The 19,754-nt window shown below is 32.5% G+C and carries 13 protein-coding genes and 1 pseudogene; 9 read left to right on the top strand and 5 right to left on the bottom strand.

What is annotated here, in order from left to right; translation table 11 throughout:
* Positions 1 to 511: 511 nt before the first annotated feature.
* Positions 512 to 1,609: a hypothetical protein gene (locus UABHE_RS19525; RefSeq protein WP_372364935.1), complete on the bottom strand. Its 1,098-nt coding sequence runs from the start codon at positions 1,607 to 1,609 to the stop codon at positions 512 to 514.
* 222 nt (positions 1,610 to 1,831) lie between these two features.
* Here UABHE_RS19525 and UABHE_RS19520 point away from each other — a divergent pair, with 222 nt between their 5' ends.
* Genes UABHE_RS19520 through UABHE_RS19510 form a run of 3 tightly spaced genes read left to right on the top strand, consistent with a single transcriptional unit; the run spans position 1,832 to position 6,196 of the window.
* Positions 1,832 to 2,509, top strand: coding sequence for an RNA polymerase sigma factor (locus UABHE_RS19520; protein ID WP_372364934.1), 678 nt, complete (start codon positions 1,832 to 1,834; stop codon positions 2,507 to 2,509).
* Positions 2,502 to 3,104: a hypothetical protein gene (locus tag UABHE_RS19515; RefSeq protein ID WP_372364933.1), complete on the top strand. Its 603-nt coding sequence runs from the start codon at positions 2,502 to 2,504 to the stop codon at positions 3,102 to 3,104. Before UABHE_RS19520 ends, UABHE_RS19515 begins: the two co-directional genes overlap by 8 nt.
* A gap of 11 nt (positions 3,105 to 3,115) precedes the next feature.
* On the top strand, positions 3,116 to 6,196 hold the full coding sequence (locus UABHE_RS19510; protein ID WP_372364932.1) for a HEAT repeat domain-containing protein: 3,081 nt from the start codon (positions 3,116 to 3,118) through the stop codon (positions 6,194 to 6,196).
* 74 nt (positions 6,197 to 6,270) lie between these two features.
* On the opposite strand, the pseudogene UABHE_RS19505 reads toward UABHE_RS19510, so the two are convergent.
* Positions 6,271 to 7,028 (bottom strand): annotated as a pseudogene (locus UABHE_RS19505) (IS6 family transposase).
* A gap of 912 nt (positions 7,029 to 7,940) precedes the next feature.
* Between UABHE_RS19505 and UABHE_RS19500 the strand changes: the two are divergent.
* From UABHE_RS19500 to UABHE_RS19485, 4 genes are all read left to right on the top strand, one after another.
* Positions 7,941 to 9,704, top strand: coding sequence for a tetratricopeptide repeat protein (locus UABHE_RS19500; protein WP_372364931.1), 1,764 nt, complete (start codon positions 7,941 to 7,943; stop codon positions 9,702 to 9,704).
* Between the two features lie 16 nt (positions 9,705 to 9,720).
* Positions 9,721 to 11,496 carry a hypothetical protein gene (locus UABHE_RS19495; RefSeq protein WP_372364930.1) on the top strand — a complete coding sequence of 592 codons (1,776 nt, stop codon included), beginning with the start codon at positions 9,721 to 9,723 and terminating at the stop codon, positions 11,494 to 11,496.
* Between the two features lie 13 nt (positions 11,497 to 11,509).
* Positions 11,510 to 12,805 (top strand): hypothetical protein, encoded by a 1,296-nt coding sequence (locus UABHE_RS19490; RefSeq protein WP_372364929.1) that lies wholly within the window; start codon positions 11,510 to 11,512, stop codon positions 12,803 to 12,805.
* Positions 12,806 to 13,008: 203 nt separating this feature from the next.
* Positions 13,009 to 13,776 (top strand): IS6 family transposase, encoded by a 768-nt coding sequence (locus UABHE_RS19485; protein ID WP_372364928.1) that lies wholly within the window; start codon positions 13,009 to 13,011, stop codon positions 13,774 to 13,776.
* Between the two features lie 505 nt (positions 13,777 to 14,281).
* Here UABHE_RS19485 and UABHE_RS19480 read toward each other — a convergent pair.
* Both UABHE_RS19480 and UABHE_RS19475 read right to left on the bottom strand, forming a co-directional pair.
* On the bottom strand, positions 14,282 to 16,123 hold the full coding sequence (locus UABHE_RS19480) for a serine/threonine-protein kinase (protein WP_372364927.1): 1,842 nt from the start codon (positions 16,121 to 16,123) through the stop codon (positions 14,282 to 14,284).
* On the bottom strand, positions 16,124 to 16,555 hold the full coding sequence (locus tag UABHE_RS19475; protein WP_372364926.1) for a hypothetical protein: 432 nt from the start codon (positions 16,553 to 16,555) through the stop codon (positions 16,124 to 16,126).
* Positions 16,556 to 17,142: 587 nt separating this feature from the next.
* Between UABHE_RS19475 and UABHE_RS19470 the strand changes: the two genes are divergently transcribed.
* Entirely contained in the window at positions 17,143 to 17,697 is a 555-nt protein-coding gene (locus UABHE_RS19470; RefSeq protein WP_372364925.1) for a hypothetical protein, read from the top strand.
* The gene (locus tag UABHE_RS19465) at positions 17,681 to 17,947 is read left to right on the top strand and encodes a hypothetical protein (protein WP_372364924.1); all 267 of its coding nucleotides are present in this window, start codon (positions 17,681 to 17,683) and stop codon (positions 17,945 to 17,947) included. The genes UABHE_RS19470 and UABHE_RS19465 overlap by 17 nt, the downstream gene beginning before the upstream one ends.
* 695 nt (positions 17,948 to 18,642) lie before the next feature.
* Here the strand turns inward: UABHE_RS19465 and UABHE_RS19460 are convergent.
* Complete coding sequence (locus UABHE_RS19460) at positions 18,643 to 19,536, bottom strand: hypothetical protein (protein ID WP_372364923.1); 894 nt, start codon at positions 19,534 to 19,536, stop codon at positions 18,643 to 18,645.
* Positions 19,537 to 19,754: the final 218 nt, after the last annotated feature.

Genomic DNA, 19,754 nt, shown 5'->3' with positions numbered 1-19,754 from the left:
TGTTTCCTTCATTATTAAAAACTTGTTACAAATTCTTGGTTTTAAAATTTGTAACAGATTTTCTTTGAGTATGGTAGTCTGTTATGTACAGTAACGACCTCTTTTGTAAAAGACTTTCTTTCTATTCGTAGGTACTTGTACAAAAGTTTCAAAAATTTTGAAATTTCATTCATTTTTAAAACGAAGATTTATGGATATAAGGTAAATTTTAACGACTACAAAAATAAACAATCCCCCATTAATAAAGTATCTAATCGCGAAAATAGTGTAGTTTGGGACTGCTTACATAATTTTTCAAAATCAGAATAATCTTTACTTAACCATAGATTATTCCTAGATTAATATTTTGAATTAAGTGACCCGCCAAAAGTATTTACCCATTGACATTTTGTTCTTTTAATTTCTAGCTTTGTTACTCCTTAGTTACGCAGCTACAGCTGCGTGCCCTCGTCGCGCCTCGCTAGAAAATAAAAGCCCTGCACTCAACGGGTAACTACTTTTGTCAGGTCACTTAGTCCCTTGTCTGCCACAGTAAACAGCTATTTTCACCAATAATATCGCATCTTTTTTGCACAGCCTCTTCTAAACCTGACATGATCTCTAATTCGTTCTGGTAACTTGATGCAATAAAAGCTCCTATTTTTTTATTTTGTTTTTTTATACATAAATTCATGGCCATTCTTCTTCCCCCTACTTTTTTCCGAGCAAGGTAACCACCAATTCCTTTTGCAGCTACAGGAATTTGAAAAATAGCAATATCGCGTATTTCGTCAAACTTATATTCTTGTGTTACAAGAGCACCTGCAACTATCAACCTATCTTCCGTAAACTCGACTCTCATTTTTGAAATTCTCGTCCAAATCCAAATAGCAATTGGAATTCCGAAAAAAGTTAATGCAATAAGTACCCCTAAAGATATATAAGCAAAGCGCGCTTCCTCTTCTAAGTGATGAATTTGTGGAGTAGTAGTTACTGGACGATCAAATCGGAATTCTGATCTTTTTGGGATATCTACATCTTTTTGTTTTTGTAATTTTCTCCGAGTTGATGCCCGCGAGATACGAACAATCATTGCCACAAAAATCAAAAAACAGTGAGGAACGGTCCAGTAAGTTCCATAAATGCTCCCCTTTATTTCCATTAGTGAAATTGATACAGGAGGGAAAGTAAATAGTGGACTGACAAAAATAATTATAGCCCCTAACCAAAATGAACGATTCATTAGTACTAATATCGCTCCTAAAAAGATGAGAGAAAGGCTAAAAATTAGTAATTTTAGAGTTGTACGTGCACCATCGTAATCGTATACCATATCTTGGTTTAGTTCTGTTACTGCTGCATTCAGAGTTTCACTCCACTTTATAGTGTAATAAGTCCAACTACTGTATCTTTGGCTAAAGTAACCATACGGATGAAAATTTCGAATATGTTCTTGGTATACCTCTTCTACTTGTGCTCGAAGAGGTTTTTCTTCTAATGAAGCGTCTATTTGTGGAATATTATCAGGTATGACATTGTAAAGATAAGAGATATAAACCAATACAATAAGTGAAAATACTACGATACAACCACTAATAATTTGTTGTATTTTTTTATTTGTTTTTAACATTAGTTTTCCTATTTTTTTTCTGTCCCAAGTTTAGCTAATTATATTGGAGTTTCACCCATAACAATCAAATTTTACTAACAGATCTTCTTCGAGTATGGTAGTCTATGTTTTACACAGTAAACTGAATACTCCCGAAAGAAAAAATACTCTTTCTATTCGTTGGTACCTATAAAAAAGTTTCAAAAATTTTGAAACTTTTGTTCTTCTATAAGCGAAAAAGTTATGAATGAAGATGATGAAAAACTCGTAGAAATATATTGCTCTACTGCCGATAACAGTCTGCAAGAGAATATATTTTGTGAATTTGTCGATCGTTACCATAAGCTATTGATATCTCGGGCATATTGGCAATTGGGAAACCAAGAAGATGCCGAAGAAGCTGTTCAACTTGCATGGATGGGTGTTCTTAATAGCTTATATAATTTTAATAGCTACTCTGGAAGTTTTCGGAGTTGGCTTTGCGGCATTTTACACAACAAAGCAGTTGACATTATCAGGAAGAATAAAAGAAAAAATTTTGTGACTGGTGAAGAATTAGACATTGTTTTTGTCTATTCAGACTTCTCTTCTTATGAAGATGAAATAAAAGAAACTTTGCAAGGTTGCATTAGTAAATTTTCCCCTAAATATAGGGATCTTATATGTAAGATGATTTTACCTAACGAAAAAGATTGGAGTGAGTTTTCTACGGAAAAATTCCATCGAACTTTAAAAACTATATCTGTTTTAGAGATTAGTGAAAATTTCCAAGAGCCACTTACGCAGTTACACGAACGTTTATCTCGTTTGCAAAATAAAATTATATGCATTGGTACACTTAAAACGCAACGTTATAGAGCGCTAAGAATGCTACAACAATGTTTGCGTAATAGCGGTTTTGGAGGAGAGGAAAATGAATAACTGCGATACTGTTACACAATATTTACAAACGATAGAAGGTATGTTAGAACTCATTGAGAGTACCGACGACCACTTTTACGAGTGTACCAAGTGCTGGAATTTTTTTGAAGAAAAAATGATAAATTGTACAGACAAAGAAATACATACTGCTTTCGAAAAAAACACCTCTAAAATCAGTTCACTGACAGCAGATGCACTATTATCAACTATATGGAAGAAAATCCCTTCCCAAGATTTTGCACAATCCGTTGCTAATGCCAAAAACCTTTTTTCTCGCGTTTATAAGTACTATGTTATTAATCGTTCTCAACTGCCAGCAGCAGCAGGGTCTACTGACGAATTACAAACTATCCCTTCTAGTATACTGTATGAATCTGGGTTAGAAGAAGACATCCTCATTGTCTGTAAAATATTGGAAGAAGGATATGAAATCCGTATTCAAGGAAGTACGGCAATGACATACACTTTGTTGTTTATGAAGGACAAACAACAATTGCTTAGATTCGAGGTTAGCGAACAAATTCCCGAGCAACTTATCTCCCCTGATAAAATTCGTGGATGGACTCATATTCGTATCCAAAAAAATAAATCATAATGGAAGATGTTATGCACAAAGTGAGAATAGGCTATCCTTACGCTAACAGTGATCCTCAAACGATCCGCGAGGCGGTAGTAGTACTTTCTGCAAATAAGTATAGAGGATTTAAGCATGTACATTCTGATAACAATGTATATAAACTTGTTGAATCAGATGAGGGACCTGCGATCCTAAATCGTTCGTCGAAAGGTGTTAAAGGAGAATTGTTAGAAACAGACGACAATAGAAAAAGTATAGTCAGACGGGGTTATGTTATTGGACAAGGCAAATCTATGCAGTTGGCACTGGTTCTTGCTGCATTTAGCAAAGCCCCGGTTGATTCATCCCAACCTTTAATATTGTTTAGCGCTGCTATCGAATGTCCAGAAGGAGCCCCATCGTTTATTGATTCGAAAATCGCTACTTATGCCCGTGAACATACCATTGCTAATAGTTTACAAAGTAAATATCAAGCAGCAACATTTGCGAAAAGTACAGCACTGGTATTGCCCATCCGCGATGCAAAGATCCTTGGTAATTGTCTAAATAAACAATGGAAACAACTGTGTCATTTGTCGGAAGTCATTCAGCGCGGTGGGGAGGAACCTCAAATTATTGGCGTCGAAGAACACGATTTACCTACGCTGGCGAAAATGCTGGGTATTAGTCCCTATCACTATAAACAGCCATCTCATACAAAAAAGCTTTATATTCCTGTTATTTTATCTTTATTGCTTTTTTTGGTAATATTTTATTGGCCTAAGAAACCGCGTTCCAAACCTTCAAAAACCTCTAAGCAAATATCCGATGTTTCTAAAATTACCGAGAAGAAAACGTCTCAGAAAACATCTTCCCACGAGCCAAAAGCCACGAATCAAGAACCACAAGCCGCGAATCAAAAACCAGAAACTAAGAACCCAACTGATAGAATTCCAAGTAAAGTTTTTTCGCAACAGGATATTGATCAGGTTATAAAAGAACTATATGAATTTAGTAAAAAAGTTCTCTATCGCGATATGGCAACTTTTCATAAAGAATTTTATGATTTGAAACAAAAAGTAGATGATGCTATCGAAAATACCCCACGAGAAATATTGCGAAATACTATTTCTAAAAATTTGAAACTTAGACATACAGCTATGCGCTACTCTATGCATTTTTTGGTAGGACGGATGAAAACTCCTCCCAAAAAATTTGCACCGCAATTATTGCAATTTCTAGAAAGAAATTCTTTTTCTAGTCTTGCTATTGTTTCTATTATTGTCAATAGTAACATTGATACCGAAAATTTAATTCTGTATATAAAAAGTAAACGATCCAGCATACGTATTGGCGCCATACGTGCTTTGACCTCAAAAAAAAATCGTCAGCAAATACTGCCTTATGTTATTGCGGCGTGTTCAGACTCATCCAGAATAGTAGAAAGGGAAGCCGTTACCTCCCTCTGGAAATTTTCAGTACATAAAGATATTACCGCTACTCTCGTAAATAAATTGCGCAATAAACGACTTTCTGATCAAGCAGCATATTCTCTTATCTGTGTTGGACAAAAAGAAGAATATATTCCAACAATCATAAAAGAATTACAAACCACAACCAACTATCATTTTCTAAAAATACTAGAATTAACAACACCAAAAACTCCTGAGATGTTACCTGTTTTTTTAGATAAACTTCATAAATCTCCTCAACGCTTACAAAAATACATAAATCAAATTTCAGGTAAAAAACCTTTACTCATAGACATGCTAAATCATGAACAGGAGCATATTCGATACGCTGTTCTTATTTGTATACAAAACACTGCTCTAAATACAGATGAGAAATCACAAGTGATAACAAAGTTGCAAAAAATTGTATCTGATGATAGTCAAAGAAATGTAACACTTGGAGCATCGCTACTCATCAATTTACAATCCTCAGTAGGTTTTCTTGTAGACATACTGCAAGAGCGATACGAAGTTGCTGTTCCTATTATCCTTGATCTTCAAGTAAAACATCGCGATTTGGCGTTGCCTCTAGCAAAGTTACTTTCTTCAGAGTTACAAAGAAAAGAAGAAGTTATACAACTCTTGGGAGATATAAATAACGAAGCATGTATTCCATATATTGTTACTCAAATACAAAAGTCTCAAGCAGCTTGTAAAACTCTGTTAAAACTGAATGCAATTGACGAAGTCCTTTCTTATATGAAAAAAACACCGCAAGTATATATATTAGAAGCTCTCGCACAACAAAAAAGATACACGCTAAAAACAGTACAATTACTTCGGGAAATGTTGGATCAAGAAGATGATAAAATGAAATTGGCAGCTGCTACAGCATATGTAAATTTTACAAAAAATGCAGATGACCTTCAGTTAATAATCGATGTCTATCAGCGTTCTATGAATTCTGAGATAAAAATTTATGCATTACAATGTCTGGGGAAAATAGATCTACCACTTGCGGTGCAATATTTGGAGAAGGAAGCAAGAAATCAAAATGAATATCAACTTACCGCGATAAAATCTCTTAAGGTAGAATCAAAAACCGCTTTATGGAAGATACTTTTTAGTACAAAAAGTATCAAAATTAAAAGTGCTGTTTGCGAGATTTTATTGAAAAGCTCTCTTTCTAAAGAGGAATTTAAAAAGATGTTTTTTTTTGTATATCGTGATTTAAATCGTTCTACCAGCCGTAGTTTACTCAATAAAATTTTTATCCAAGTAGTACAAAAAGATTCTCGAATTTTACTACACCCACTGTATAAGGGATATTTTTTATACAAAGCTAACGACGATGTATATGCGAAAATTATTCCTTATATGACAACCGCACTACATACTCCCCTTATTTTGGACATATTCAAAAGAAAACTAAGAGATATGGCGTTAGTAACTATAGCAAAGAAAACTATTTTAAAAATTGGACAATCAACGATACCACATCTTAAAAAAAACATTCGATCGCGTTTTGGGGATACTCAATGGAAATGCTCTGTTATAGATGCGATTCTAATACTCTCAAAGAAAGATAAAAGTTGGTTACGTGCTATTGTCGATGATGGAATTTTAGCGTGGGAATTACGCGCTTATGCACGGCTGCAACTACAAAGGAAAGAAGAGTAGAAACACTTGTATCCATAGCCCTGTTGCAAAAAACTTGGTGAAAAAAATTCAAAGTTGGGCTATTGAGAATTGGCTTAGTTTTTTTGTATTTCAAGGTCTGATTCGAGTATTTTCATCAGTTCTGCAGTAGCACAATCACCAATTTTGAAGCATCTTTCGACGAGTCTCACTTCGCCAATAATGCCTTTTTGTAACTGAAAGATCTTTGCCTGTCCTTTTTTCAAAGCTCTCATAATTTCAAAGCCTTTGATAGTAGCGTAAGCGGTTTTCATTGATTTGAAACCGAGAGTAGGCCTTTTAAGTTTTCCATGGTCAGATTCGACAATATTGTTGAGATATTTGACTTGTCGGTGTTGTGTTTTTTCAGGAAGTGTATTTTCTTTTTTTAGTTCTCTAATAGCAGCGCTATAGCATCCAGCTTTATCAGTATTAATTACGCGGGGCATTTCCCAATCTTTACGTTTACAGAGAATTTTTCCTAAAAAACGTTTAGCTGCATTTGCGTTGCAAGTTGCGGAGAGATAGAAATCAATAGTGTTTCCATTTGAATCTACAGCTCTATATAAATAAGCCCATTTGCTTTTACCTTCACATACGTCTCATCAACTTTCCAGCTATCATTGAAAGAATTTTTTGTATGCCATTTCAGACGTTTGTACATTTCTGGAGCGTAATGTTGAACCCATCTGTAGATGGTTGTATGATCGATTTTAATTCCTCGTTCTTCAAGCATCTCTTCCAGTTCGCGATAACTTATACCATACTTGCAATACCAACGTACTGCCCATAATATTATCTCTCCCTGAAAGCGACGCCATTTAAAGTCGCTCATTGCTTGCTCCATCCATTCTTGATTAAGTTTCAGTTGGACTTTCTATTATACAAAAACCTAAAATGAATGAAGCATATATTTTTTGCAACAGGGCCTATAATAGAAATGTAAGCGAAAATTATCGCTTTTTTTGTTGGGGATTGGCGCTGGTTTTGGCTTTTTTACTTTTTGGGTCATCATTCCCCTGATTGATGAATAAATGTAAATGGAGAAATAAGTTTTCTTAAAACTAACCTGTTTACTAACCTAAACGCGTGCATTAGGCAATAAAAAAAGGCAATGATTCGTACCTCGTCAAAAGGTATAAGTCATTGCCTTGTTTGGTTTTGGTGCGAAAGGCGGGAGTTGAACCCGCACGCCCGAAGGCACTAGATCCTAAATCGAAGGTCTTATTCGCCAGCAAACATAACAAAAACAAGCACTTATGTATATAAAACATAACGTTGCAACTATTCCGAAATGTGTGTTGAACACACATCATATGACATCGTACTACATCATACAACAAATTTTTAGACATCCAGTTCAGTTTTTAGACACCAAGATAAACCATTACTTATTTGTGTTTTACAAACTAATATTCCTGATTTAGTTATCAAAAATCATACAGGGAAAAATAGATGTTGCTGAGACTCTCTCTACATTATTATTCACTCCATTTGATTACGAAAAAGTTTTTATTCCCACCTAAAACTACTCTATATTCTTTCAAAATCAACAGCCCAAAAAAAGGTAAAACATTCTTCTAGAATAGGATAGATGCTTTTCAATTGTCTCCTTCAGAAAATTTTGTCGCTTTGTAGTTTATACTCTGTACATATTGATCGCGTGATCTTTGTTCTATGCTGGTATTAACTTTCAACTTTAGTTTTTGCTCTTGCTCTTGGGCGCAATTGTATTTGGGAGAATAAATTGAAAAATACTTTTATATCACTATTGGTATTACTAACTCCACTACTCATGGGGCATGAAAATGTTAACGAAATACTTAATGAAATCAATATTTTTCTCGAAAAAGAACAATATGATCAAGCATTAGATAAGTTAGAAAAGCTTGAAAAAGAAAACAGTGATAATGTCAAAATTTTATATTTAAAGGCACAGATATTGATTAGCTTGGATCGATATCACAAAGCAGACATTTGTTTGAAGAAAACCGAAAAGAAGGCTTATTCTCAAAATATTAATTTGACAGCGTACTTTTTTTATACTCGAGGGATGGTTCTACATAAAATAGAAGAATACCAAAAATCGTTAGAATATTTGAATAAAGCTCAAGATAAAAAACCTGACTTATTAGATGTTTATTTAGAAAAAGCTATGGTTTATAACGCTTTAGGAAATAAAACAGAAACACAGATATCTTTACATCAATATATTAGTAGGGAACCTGATCCAGAAATACGTCAGTTTGCAACTGATATGCTGGAACAAATAAAAAAAGAACAGAAAAAAGAGGTGTACTTAAAACTAAATACTGGAGTAGAACACTTTCAAAAGAAAAATTATGAAAAAGCACTCAAACAGTTTTTAAAAGTTGAAAAAGAGTATCCTGAGAACGGTTATGTTCACTACTATTTGGGAAAAACGTATCGTGTCGTTGAGAATTATTCAAGAGCATTATTACATTTTAAGAAAGCAAAAAAGCTTGGAGTCATAGAAGACATTGATTTTGAAATGGGGATAATAGCTCTACATAACCGGAAAAAAGAGGAGGCTCAAAAATATCTTGGACAATATGTAGAACAAGGGAAAAATAAAGAATTAGTAGATTTTTCCCAACAGAGTCTAAGAGAGTTAGAAAAAGTAAAACCTTGGTTTATTTCATTAACTACTGGTGGGCAATATGACACTAATGTTTTCAGCTTTGGAAATGACTTTGTCGATATTTTTGTAGAAGATAACGATGAGTCCGCCTGGGCAGCTTTTTTAGAACTCTATATTGGGTATAGATTACTTGAAACAGAAAAAAACTATGTCGACTTGGGATTTAGATATTTTTCGAGATACTATGACGATTTTAGTGAACTAAATGTTCATAGCATGGAATTTATACTTGGTATAGGGTACAAATTTGGAAAGAAGTTATCTGTTGATATTGAAGCGAGTTACCAATATATATATCTTGGAGGAGAATCATACCAAAGTAGGGGCAACATGTTTCTTCGGTTAGCATACGAATTCACTTCTTGGAATAAACTAGAGTGGTTTTACAATCATACCTACAGTAATGACTTCACTAATAATTTTTTTGCTGAACTTAATAGATCAGGGCCTCGAAATTTATTAGGGATAAATAAGAGTTTTACATTTTCAATTGTTACTTTTGGATTTGGTTATAGTTATCGAGAAAATAGTCCAGAAGGAGAAGATTTAGAATACCGTTCCCATATCCTTCAAGCATCTTTAAGTTTTGAATTACCCTACGATATCTTATTATTAGGGAGTTTTAATTATGCATTTACAAAGTATGAGAATGGAAATTTACTCCTTGAAGGAGGGCGAGATGATAAAACAGGTACTGTAGCAATCAGTGTTAATAAAAAAATGACAGATCATTTTGAAGTTTTTTCTGATTTGAGTTATAGCCATAACTCAAGTGAAAAAGAGTTTGGATTTGAAATTTTTGACTATGATCGTACTTTTATACGATTTGGGATGACGGTTACTTACTAGAGATAAAGGGAAAAAAATGTACAAAAAATCTTTATTATTGATATTGCTGTTTACATTGAATATAACGATTGCTCAAAGCAGTAATAATAATCAGGATTACGTTGATGGCAATCAGAGAGAGTTTATTGGCCCGAAATTTTTGCACCATAGTAGTTCAATTTCCAACATCATAAACAGTACAAGAAACTTAGATTCTTTTATTAAAAATTACAGTTTTAATAAAAGACAACAAGTAACAAGTTTTAATTCTGGAATTGAAAATATAAGGCGCCAAAGAAGTCCGGCGAAAAAGAGAGTACTTTTTACAGAGGTATTTGATGATTCTGATTCAAGATTAGAACCAAACCCAGGTGATGATTTAACAGTTCCTAATACTGCTGCATGTAGCGTACAGATAACTAAAAGTCCAGGAACAAGCAAAGAAGAATTAACAAACGAATTTAGGGAAATACTTAAGAAAAAAATAAGGAATGAGATCGAAGAAAAAGCAATAGAAGATGCAGTACAAAAAAGTGACCCAGATAAAAGTATAAAAAAGCGATTAAAGGAAATTCGTAGAGAAGCAGCTAAGCAATTTCAACGACAAAAAAAAACTATAGATGCTAAAGTAGATACTGAAATAAAAAGAATTTTTCTTGCAAGAGAATCAGCGCTTCCAAGAATATTTTTTAGGGGTGTATTTAATAAATTAGAATCAGAAGGTTTCCCAAATCCAAAAAAAGGTGAGTACAAATGGATACAGAACGATTCAGGCTTTGTCAATTTTAGATCTCCCAATAATAAAGATACTAAATTTAGTTCCCAAAATGCCAAAAGAGATCCGACACCTCAAGGCCTTTTAAAAGAAGTTACAATTCAATATACTTGCCCTGGTGAAGAAAAACCAGTTGAAGATTCTGCTAAATTTGCAATAACAATTCCTAAAACATCAGACAGAATAATTTCAGAGGATAAATCATTAGGGATATTTGGAAAAAAGAAAAAAAACAGTAAAAGAAAAAGTAAGATAGCTCTTATAGGAACACAAAAAAATATAAATACAGTAAAAAGACCTATAACTATAGCAAAAAAGCGAGGAAACACAGTTATCATTACTCAAGAGTCACCTCCAATAACTACTGATGTATTCGATAGAAGCAGTAAAGATGGTAATGGGATATTACTATTCAATATTCGTAACACTTATCGAATTCATGATCAAGATGGTTTTGATATGAACCTTTCACTTAGAGGAGGTAAAGTATTGAAAGTAAAAGAAGAATTCCTTTCAGGAAAACTTCCTAATTCTCCTGGTCTTAGAAAGTTAAGAAATAAAATTTTTAATGCTATAAAGAAACAGAAGTCTACAACTCAGAAATTTATTGGTGCAATTAATGGAAACTTGATACAGGACAACATTTTTGCAAGTCTCGATATATCAGATATAAAAGCAAAAAGCATAAATTTATTTATTTCTGATATTGATGATGCATTCTTTTTTGAAATAATTCATAAAGGTTTTGCAGCAATTGAAGGAGAAAAACCAATTGCCGAAGTGTGGGTAGGAAAAGCTACTGTGACTTTTTTTAATGTTGTAAGGTCTTCTATTTTGAGTCGTAGACAAAAAAGAACAACTAAAACTTTGGAAAAAAAACTAGCTGCAGTCAAAAAAAAGCTGACAAAAAAAATCTCAAAAAAAACCAGGAAAAAACTGGAGAAATTAGAATTAGAGATTAACAGAAGGATTAGAACTGTACCAAACGTAAGTAGCTTTCGAATAAGATTACAATATGAAGTGACAGATACAAAATAAAGTGGAGAATAAAATGAAAAAAACAATTTTAATATTTTTTGTAATTTCTTGTACTACCTACACACAAGAAAACAAAATACCAAGTCTTGATATTGTTAACCAACTTAGACATATATCAAAAAAATTAAATTTAAGTTTATTTATTGTTTCTCCTGATGAAACTGTGATGGATTCTCAACTATACAGCGTGGAGGTTGGATCAAAATATTGGAAAGAGAAGTTTTTCTTTGATTCCGATAATCCTTCTCAAACGCTTAAACGTTTTTTTGAAAATACATCATTTTTTTATGAATTTGATGAAAAAAATCGTTTTCTTTACGTTTCTTTTTTGAAAGAAGAAGACGTAAATATCTTATCATTTCCTATTGGTAATTTCGAAATTAACGAAAATTTTATGGACTTTGTAGATAATCTTTCTAACAAAGTCAATTTTGGCCCAAAAGAATTTTACTTTTCGTCAGAAATGCCTATTGATCCAAAAATAAATCTTTCGTTCTTTTTAAAAAATGCAAATTTAAAATCGTTAGCAAAAAAAATACTTACTTCTCAGGATAAAATAAAATTAATTATTTTAAGAAAAGATAAACATTATTTTTATATGGCTTTTTTTCACTCTGCTGTTTCTTTGTCACTGAACGCTTATATTGAAAATTTACAAAGATACGAAGATGGACATCCTAGTTTAGAAATAGAAATACCAGGTGAAACATTTTTAGTGAGCGACTACTTAAATTACCACTTAGAATATTTCATAAATTTCCATTTGGCAGAATTTGTCCAAAAACTAGAATATTACGATATATTAACTAAAAACAAGAAGAATAAAATTTCAGATTCAAATCAAGTTTTGATTTGGCATAGGTTACATCAAACGCAAAAAGAAGAAGCGTTTGATTACATGATCAAATCATACCCAAATTTAAGACCTATTTTGAAAGATGAAGTTCTTACTTATGGATACTTACCAAATCCAAAGATACATACTAGGTATCAAAAAGCTATTGACTTAATGCTAAAGGAAGATGTTGACATTAAAGATGCATTAGAAATGAAGATGATACATCTTTCTTTTTTTCAAAATAGATACAAAAGAGATATCGCCAGAGTTTTGAAAAAACGATTTGGTAATCTCTCGAAAAAACAAACAAAACTCTTAGAAAATTTTGCAAAATTAGAAGTAAAAAACTGGGATAAGCATAGTTCGAAAAAAATGCTACCGATATACGAAAAGTACGATCAGATGTTATTTTTATTAGACCAATCGCATAAAGTGGCTACTTTGGATGATTGGTTCAATCTATGTAAATGATAAGATTAAAACATCAGTTTTACGACTATTACAAAACAGCAGAGTTCTCAAAAGAAATAGCCACCATATAAAGAGCTCATTCCGTTATCGAAAACCAAAAATAAACAAGGGCACTAGAAAAACGGTGCTGTTGCAAAAAATAAATTCTCCATTCATTTTAAGTTTTTTTGTATAATTCACAATAAAAAATGAATGGAACAATAATGAGCGACTTTAAATGGCGTCACTTTCAAGGTGAAATAATATTATGGGCAGTGCGATGGTACTGTAAATACGGTATTAGCTACCGCGAACTGGAAGAGATGCTTGAAGAACGAGGAATTAAAGTCGATCATACAACGATCTACAGATGGGTTCAAAATTATGCTCCTGAAATGCATAAACGCTTGAAATGGCACACGAAAAATTCCTTCAATGATAGCTGGCGCGTCGACGAAACGTACGTCAAGGTAAAAGGCAAATGGGCTTATTTGTATAGAGCTGTAGATTCAAACGGAAACACCATTGATTTCTATCTCTCCGCAACTCGCAATGCAAATGCAGCGAAACGTTTTTTAGGAAAAATTCTTAGCAAACGTAAAGATTGGGAAATGCCCCGCGTAATTAATACTGATAAAGCTGGATGCTATAGCGCTGCTATCAGAGAACTCAAAGAAGAAAGTACACTCCCTCAAGAAACACAACATCGGCAAGTCAAATACCTCAATAATATTGTTCAATCTGATCATGGAAAACTCAAAAGACTTATAAAGCCTACGCTTGGATTTAAATCAATGAAAACCGCTTATGCAACTATAAAAGGCTTTGAAATTATGAGAACCTTGAAAAAAGGACAAGCAAAAATTTTTCAGCTACAAAAAGGTATTATTGGCGAAGTGAGACTTGTTGAAAGATGTTTCAAACTTGGTGATTGTGCTATTGCAGAAATGATGAAAATACTCGAATCAGACCTTGAAATGCAAAAAAGCTAAGCCAATTCTCAATAGCCCAACTTCGGATTTTTTTTCACCAAGTTTTTTGCAACAGCGCCAATATTTGTGGGTACAAAAAAAAATAACAGACCACGACTTTTTCAAGTGCAATCTGTTATTTTTTCTACTACTTAGAAACTTATGTTTCTGTAGTAATTGTATTTGCTGGACTGTGCAAGACTATACCATATTTATTTAGTAAAGTCAAGTTGGTGCGAAAGGCGGGAGTTGAACCCGCACGCCCGAAGGCACTAGATCCTAAAGGTAGATTCCTTTTTTCGGTCACTTCCGCTAAAACCATTGCAAATATTGACTTTCGTGAGGTTTGCAAGAAAACTTATTCGTAGAATAATTCGCTCATTATAGTACATTATCGCGTATTATGCTATATATTTCTAACCTATGGGTTAGATAATCACGATAACTAACGTATTAATTTGAAGTAATTAATTTACTGAATTAATTTTTTAATTTTTCGTTCCAACTTTTAAGAAAACGTCTAAGTCTAACGAATAATATTTTTCGCGCTCTTTGCTTTTTCAATCTGTTTGGATGTTAAATTCTTTGTGTAACGAAAATCTGAGCCATCTAAAATAGCTTGATTAAAATTAACTCCTTGTAAATTAGCAAATTTAAAATTTGCCCCCTTTAAATTTGCCCCTGTGAAATCTGTATCTTGTAAGTTACTATTTATAAAATTTACATTCTGAAATTTATTGTTTTTAAAATTTGCGCGTATAAATTTAGAATTTGAAAAATCTGCTCCTTCGAGACGTACATTATAAAATTCGGCATCTTTCGCTTCTACATTTTGAAAGCTAGGTATAGTTGATTCACCATTCCACCAGTCGTTTAGTAAATTCGGATTGAGTTTTTTCACCTCTTCTAAGAACTCTTTACTTAAACCAAAAGCATTGTTCATACTCTTACACGCTGCTATTTGTTTAGAATCAAATTGTTTGGCAATGGTAAAGTTTACATTATCAAGAATAGCATCAGTAAAATCAGCATCTTTTAAAAATGTTCCTTTCATATAAGCACCGCTTAAATCAGCCTTAGTGAAATTTGCTCCACGAAATTTTGCTCCTCCAGCATACACTCCGCGCAAATTTGTACCAATAAACGTAGCATTTGTAAAGTTGCTTTGTCTCAAAGTTGTTCCTTGTAGATTTGCTTCAGAAAACAGTGTATTAGGCAAATTAATTTTTATGATTTGTTGCCCAGTCAAACTAGCCCTCCGTAGATCAAGAGCCATAAAATTTTGTTTTCCGTATTGTATCAATCGTATGAAAGCTTTAGCTCTCTTTTCTATATTATTTTTTTCAGCAATGATTTTGATGTCCTCTTTAAACTGTTGTTTACGAACATCTACATTGTAAATGAACAAAAACGTTGCCAATACTAATAAAACCATTAACAAGTTAAAACTATATCTCATTAAAGAATACTTTAATAAATTTGAATCTCTACTTGTTTGTAACTTTAGAATTTCCTTGTGTTTTGGAGTACTTTCTTGAAGTTCAGGGCAATTTTTTTCTATATCGTTACATACGTCTTCAATATCACTATATTCTTTTTTCAAACATTTTGAACAAATAATTCTCCACTTATCTGAGTAATTATCAGCTTTCCATTCATATTTCATATCTAGTATTTTAGTTACAAGATTACCAATATGCTTTCCAAAAAACGGTGGATAACCATGTGCACAGAAAAATATGATAGCTCCTAAAGAATATAAATCATCCACTTTACTTTCAGTTTTCCCTTTCAAGCGATCGGCAGACATATAATGAACCGTACCAATAACTTTAGAGACTTCCGTTTTTTCATTGAATTCATTTACTTTTTTTGCCAAACCAAAATCAGCAACTTTTGGTATTATTTTATCTCCATTTTTGTGTATGAGTACGTTTTGCGGTTTTAAATCACAATGAATATAGCCTTGGTTATGCAAATACTTTAGACCTTCTGCAATACCTCTAACTACAATTTCCATATAGTCGTCACAACCAACATTTTTATGTTCGTTTTCATCTACATACCGGTGTAAACTTTTTCCTTCTACGTATTCCATTTCAACATATTTCATTTCGCCATTATCAAGAATATCAAAAACTTTTACTATGTTATCATGGTTGAAACATGATTGAATTTTTCCTTCTGTTGCTAATTTATGTATATTAATTTGATTCTTTAATTCTTCCTTCACAGTTTTTAGTACTACTTTTTCATTTCCTTTACTGACCAAGAAAACTGCCCCCATTCCTCCTTCACCGATTCTATCAATAAATTGATATCCATCAGGAAGATTTATATCTCTCGTTTCGTCAGATAACATAGGCATTTAGTGACTCCTTATCATTTCGCATACAGTAGCAGATGAACTACGGCCTAATTCTGCCGCTTTTGATTCAATCTTTGATATCAAATTCTCTCTGTACAAACGAGTAAACAAAAGACATGCTTTCTTAATAACGACTTTTTCATCTACAGGTGTAGGTTGCGCTTTCGTAATATTAGCAACTCCTCCTGAGAAATTTTCCAAATAATCAGTTTCTTCACCCCAAGGTTCCCCACCAGATTCGCAAATTTTTCTTATTTCAGCTCTTAATAAGTCACTTTTTTCACCATAAAAAAGGTATAAATATATCTCTATAGCATTATTGGCTATCTGTGAATTTTTAATACCTGTCTTTGCTGACGCTAAATCAATAAGATCTGCTATCTCTTTGTTTAAGGAAAACTGTTTCTTAACTTTTTCTTCTTGTTTAGACATATTTACAACTCCAATAAATTAGACTTTTAAATTAGTGCTTGTCATCATTCAGTTCGCAAAAATAACAGACCTACATGAATATTGATTCATAAAATCTTAAATCACTCAAAACTACAACTGGACCATTTCCAAAAATTTTATAAAGGGGTAACAAACGATTTCAATTACGAACTTACATATATTTACCAAGTACATTTAAACTAAAAAACAAGCACTTGGGGCTAAGGTTCATTAGCGAATTCGGGCTCGAAACAAATAAGTTATATTTTGAATGATTACATTCACTATAACATATTTCAGCTAAAAAAAAAGAAAAAAGATTGACAAAGCATGCCAAAGCATGCTAAAAAATGAAATAGGTTTCTGTAGCGTGTTTTTTCAAATAAAAATCGAAAAAATACTTACAATTGTTAATTTATAAATAAGACTAGAACATGAATTTATGCATCAAATCAAGAAAGTCTTAGAAGTACTTTATTTCTTGAAAAATGTAAAATATTACCAGAATTCGTACTCTTAATTTTAAATATAATAGAGAGTTAAACTTTAAATACAGTCTAATCGAAATAAAATAGTTTGGAGAAATAATGTTTAATAAGAAATTGTGGATAAATCTTTGTATTGTTGTTATTAGCTTTATTTTGTTATTAGCTGGCTTAAGAAAAGCGCCAAAAGCAACTTGGTATGATCAATTTCAAAAAAATGAAATAACAAAAGAAACAGCTAAGGATATTCGCTACACCATAACAATTACACAAAAACAAGGCGAAAAACCAATAACCATAAAAAATCAAGTGACTGTAAAAGAACTAGATATGCACTGGTTTTATATTGGCTTTATAACAGTTGCTTTTTTCCTATGTTTTTATATAGGAATGCGAGGTTCAGAAGGTACAAGCAAAAACCACACAACAATATTAACACTTATTGTTACCGGGTTGTTAGGAACCTTAGGAACAGCTACCTTTGTTAAGGATATGTGGAGTAACCCAGGTCCCCTAAATGTAACAGGAGCTGCCTTTTGTTTAGTCGGTTTGGGTTGCCTTCTAGGTAATTCACTAGGGGCTGCTGTTCTTCAATTTACAAAAACAAAAGAAAAAATTAGCCAAGAAAATGAGGAAGTAGATGAGAAGAAACGGTAAATACAAAACAGTTGGTCAAGGCGACTTTAAACTAATTATGAGATCGGGAACTGTTGTTGATCTTCAAGATGTAGATATAGTACTTTATGAGGAAGTATATACTGACAATAATGGGAGAAAAGCAATACACAAAGAACATCTTGTTGCGAAAAGAAGTAGAGGCAGAAGATCTTTTCTTAACATTAATGTTATTCGTGATGAGAGCTACGTCCCATTAGATGAAGTTGTTGACTTGATAATAAAAACATAAATCTATTCTTAGTGTACAGTAAACCATACCAAATTTAGCCTCCAGAAAATAAGTAATATCATTACTCTATTTTGTCTCATTTTTGGAATAGCAAAAGTGATGGAGCAAATAAGGTTGAGAAAATATGGCTGTCGCAAGAAAATCAAATAATCACACTGATTTTCTTAAAATCATAAAAATATTTCAATGAATTATCAGTCAAACGTTTCATTGTGTTGAAAAATGCTTGGTAAAGCATCATCTTTTGCTTATAACTTATACAATTCGAGCTCTTGCCTTCTTTACCTTGAAATAACTTCATTGAAAATTTTATTGAAAGCAAGATCTCGATTTAGCGTATCTGTATTATCTGCAACTTTTAGTTGATAATCAGGGTGAGAATTGATATGTTGGGTGAGATTTACGAACTTGATTCTCTGATCTTCTGAGGTTTCCACCCTTGGAACCAACGCTCATAGAAAGTTTGGATTATTTCATCTAAAAAATCTTCTTCTTCATCTATACCATGAGCTTCTAAGATTGGATCTTGTAGCTATAATTTTGTATTTGAATCATAGAGTACAAACCGATTTAATTTCGTGCGTTCCAAACCATCAGTTGTTAGATTACTTTGTATTCTTTTATCTTCGTCATATTTCCTCAGATCTTAAACATAAAGTGTTCGTTACTTGCAAATTGAGATCATAAAGATACAACTATTTAAATTTACCATCTTTTAAATTTCTTCCTATAAATTCTTGTGCACTTCCACAAACTGAACTACAATTTTCTACGTTTTTGTACCACATTTTAGACCACTGTTTTCCCATTTCATAAGCAACAAATTCTCCTTCTATGAAATGATTTTTAGTAGTTGGCCAAACATCTATTTCTTTTTTTCCTGTAGAAGCATAAGTTTCTTCAATTATGATTGCCTTAACACCTTTCACTTTTTGAGTACATTCAATATTAGAGTATAGCGGAATATTTATAGACACAACTTTATAAGTGTTATATGGAATATCTCTTAACTCTCTTACTATTCTTATCCCTTCATCTACAACAAACGAAATCTCTTTATTATTTAATTTATCATCATCAACAAAACTTTGTATCTTTCGCAACTCGTTAATGTCATTTAAAAGATTTTTCCTTTGCGTTTGCTTTAGCATCATCTCTGTAGCAGGCCATAATTTATACACTTTTAGATATCCTAAACTTCCTAGCATATATTTCAACTTCATTTCTAATGTTGAGAATAACAGTAAAATAGCTGATTTAGGATTTCTAGATTTTTCAACCTTAATCTTTTCAATAGTATTATCTTCGCTCGCTAGAATTGTTCTTGTTAAATCATTTAGACTAGAGTAATGACAATTATTAGATAACTTTGGAAATTTCCCATTAACTTTTTGAGCTATTTTAACTAGTTCTTGTAAGGAAACTTTTTGTTTTAAAATTTCGTTGGCAAAGCTTGTTGCGTACTCATAAGGAGTTTGTCCCCCTAGCTTTTTATTGTCACCAAGTAGGTCTACTGCTATATTTGACATTTCTGTTTTTGAAAAATAATTACACAACTCATTAATTAATTTAATTCTTGTTTCTGCCATGTATTACCTTTTTAAAAAAAAGTTAATTTTATTTTAAAGTAGCTTGCTGCTTTCCTTTAAAAATAAGCTTTAAAAATATGATGGGAGGTGTTAACAATGGAGTTTTGTTTCTCTTGGCGGAATGTGCCACAAAAAGTGAGACACTTCTTAATTCATAATTAAGCTTACATTATAATTTGGACCTCCGCCTTCAAGCTCAAGGGATAGACCTTCTCTAT

It is taken from the genome of Candidatus Uabimicrobium helgolandensis, assembly GCF_041508025.1.
Classification (GTDB): Bacteria; Planctomycetota; Uabimicrobiia; order Uabimicrobiales; family Uabimicrobiaceae; genus Uabimicrobium; species Uabimicrobium helgolandensis.
This window is presented reverse-complemented; position numbering and strand designations above follow the sequence as displayed.

Coding starts and splice junctions, on each gene's coding strand:
- UABHE_RS19525 (WP_372364935.1), bottom strand. CDS start 1,609: ATGTTAAAAACAAATAAAAAAATACAACAAATTATTAGTGGTTGTATC.
- UABHE_RS19520 (WP_372364934.1), top strand. CDS start 1,832: ATGAATGAAGATGATGAAAAACTCGTAGAAATATATTGCTCTACTGCC.
- UABHE_RS19515 (WP_372364933.1), top strand. CDS start 2,502: ATGAATAACTGCGATACTGTTACACAATATTTACAAACGATAGAAGGT.
- UABHE_RS19510 (WP_372364932.1), top strand. CDS start 3,116: ATGCACAAAGTGAGAATAGGCTATCCTTACGCTAACAGTGATCCTCAA.
- UABHE_RS19495 (WP_372364930.1), top strand. CDS start 9,721: ATGTACAAAAAATCTTTATTATTGATATTGCTGTTTACATTGAATATA.
- UABHE_RS19490 (WP_372364929.1), top strand. CDS start 11,510: ATGAAAAAAACAATTTTAATATTTTTTGTAATTTCTTGTACTACCTAC.
- UABHE_RS19485 (WP_372364928.1), top strand. CDS start 13,009: ATGAGCGACTTTAAATGGCGTCACTTTCAAGGTGAAATAATATTATGG.
- UABHE_RS19480 (WP_372364927.1), bottom strand. CDS start 16,123: ATGCCTATGTTATCTGACGAAACGAGAGATATAAATCTTCCTGATGGA.
- UABHE_RS19475 (WP_372364926.1), bottom strand. CDS start 16,555: ATGTCTAAACAAGAAGAAAAAGTTAAGAAACAGTTTTCCTTAAACAAA.
- UABHE_RS19470 (WP_372364925.1), top strand. CDS start 17,143: ATGTTTAATAAGAAATTGTGGATAAATCTTTGTATTGTTGTTATTAGC.
- UABHE_RS19465 (WP_372364924.1), top strand. CDS start 17,681: ATGAGAAGAAACGGTAAATACAAAACAGTTGGTCAAGGCGACTTTAAA.
- UABHE_RS19460 (WP_372364923.1), bottom strand. CDS start 19,536: ATGGCAGAAACAAGAATTAAATTAATTAATGAGTTGTGTAATTATTTT.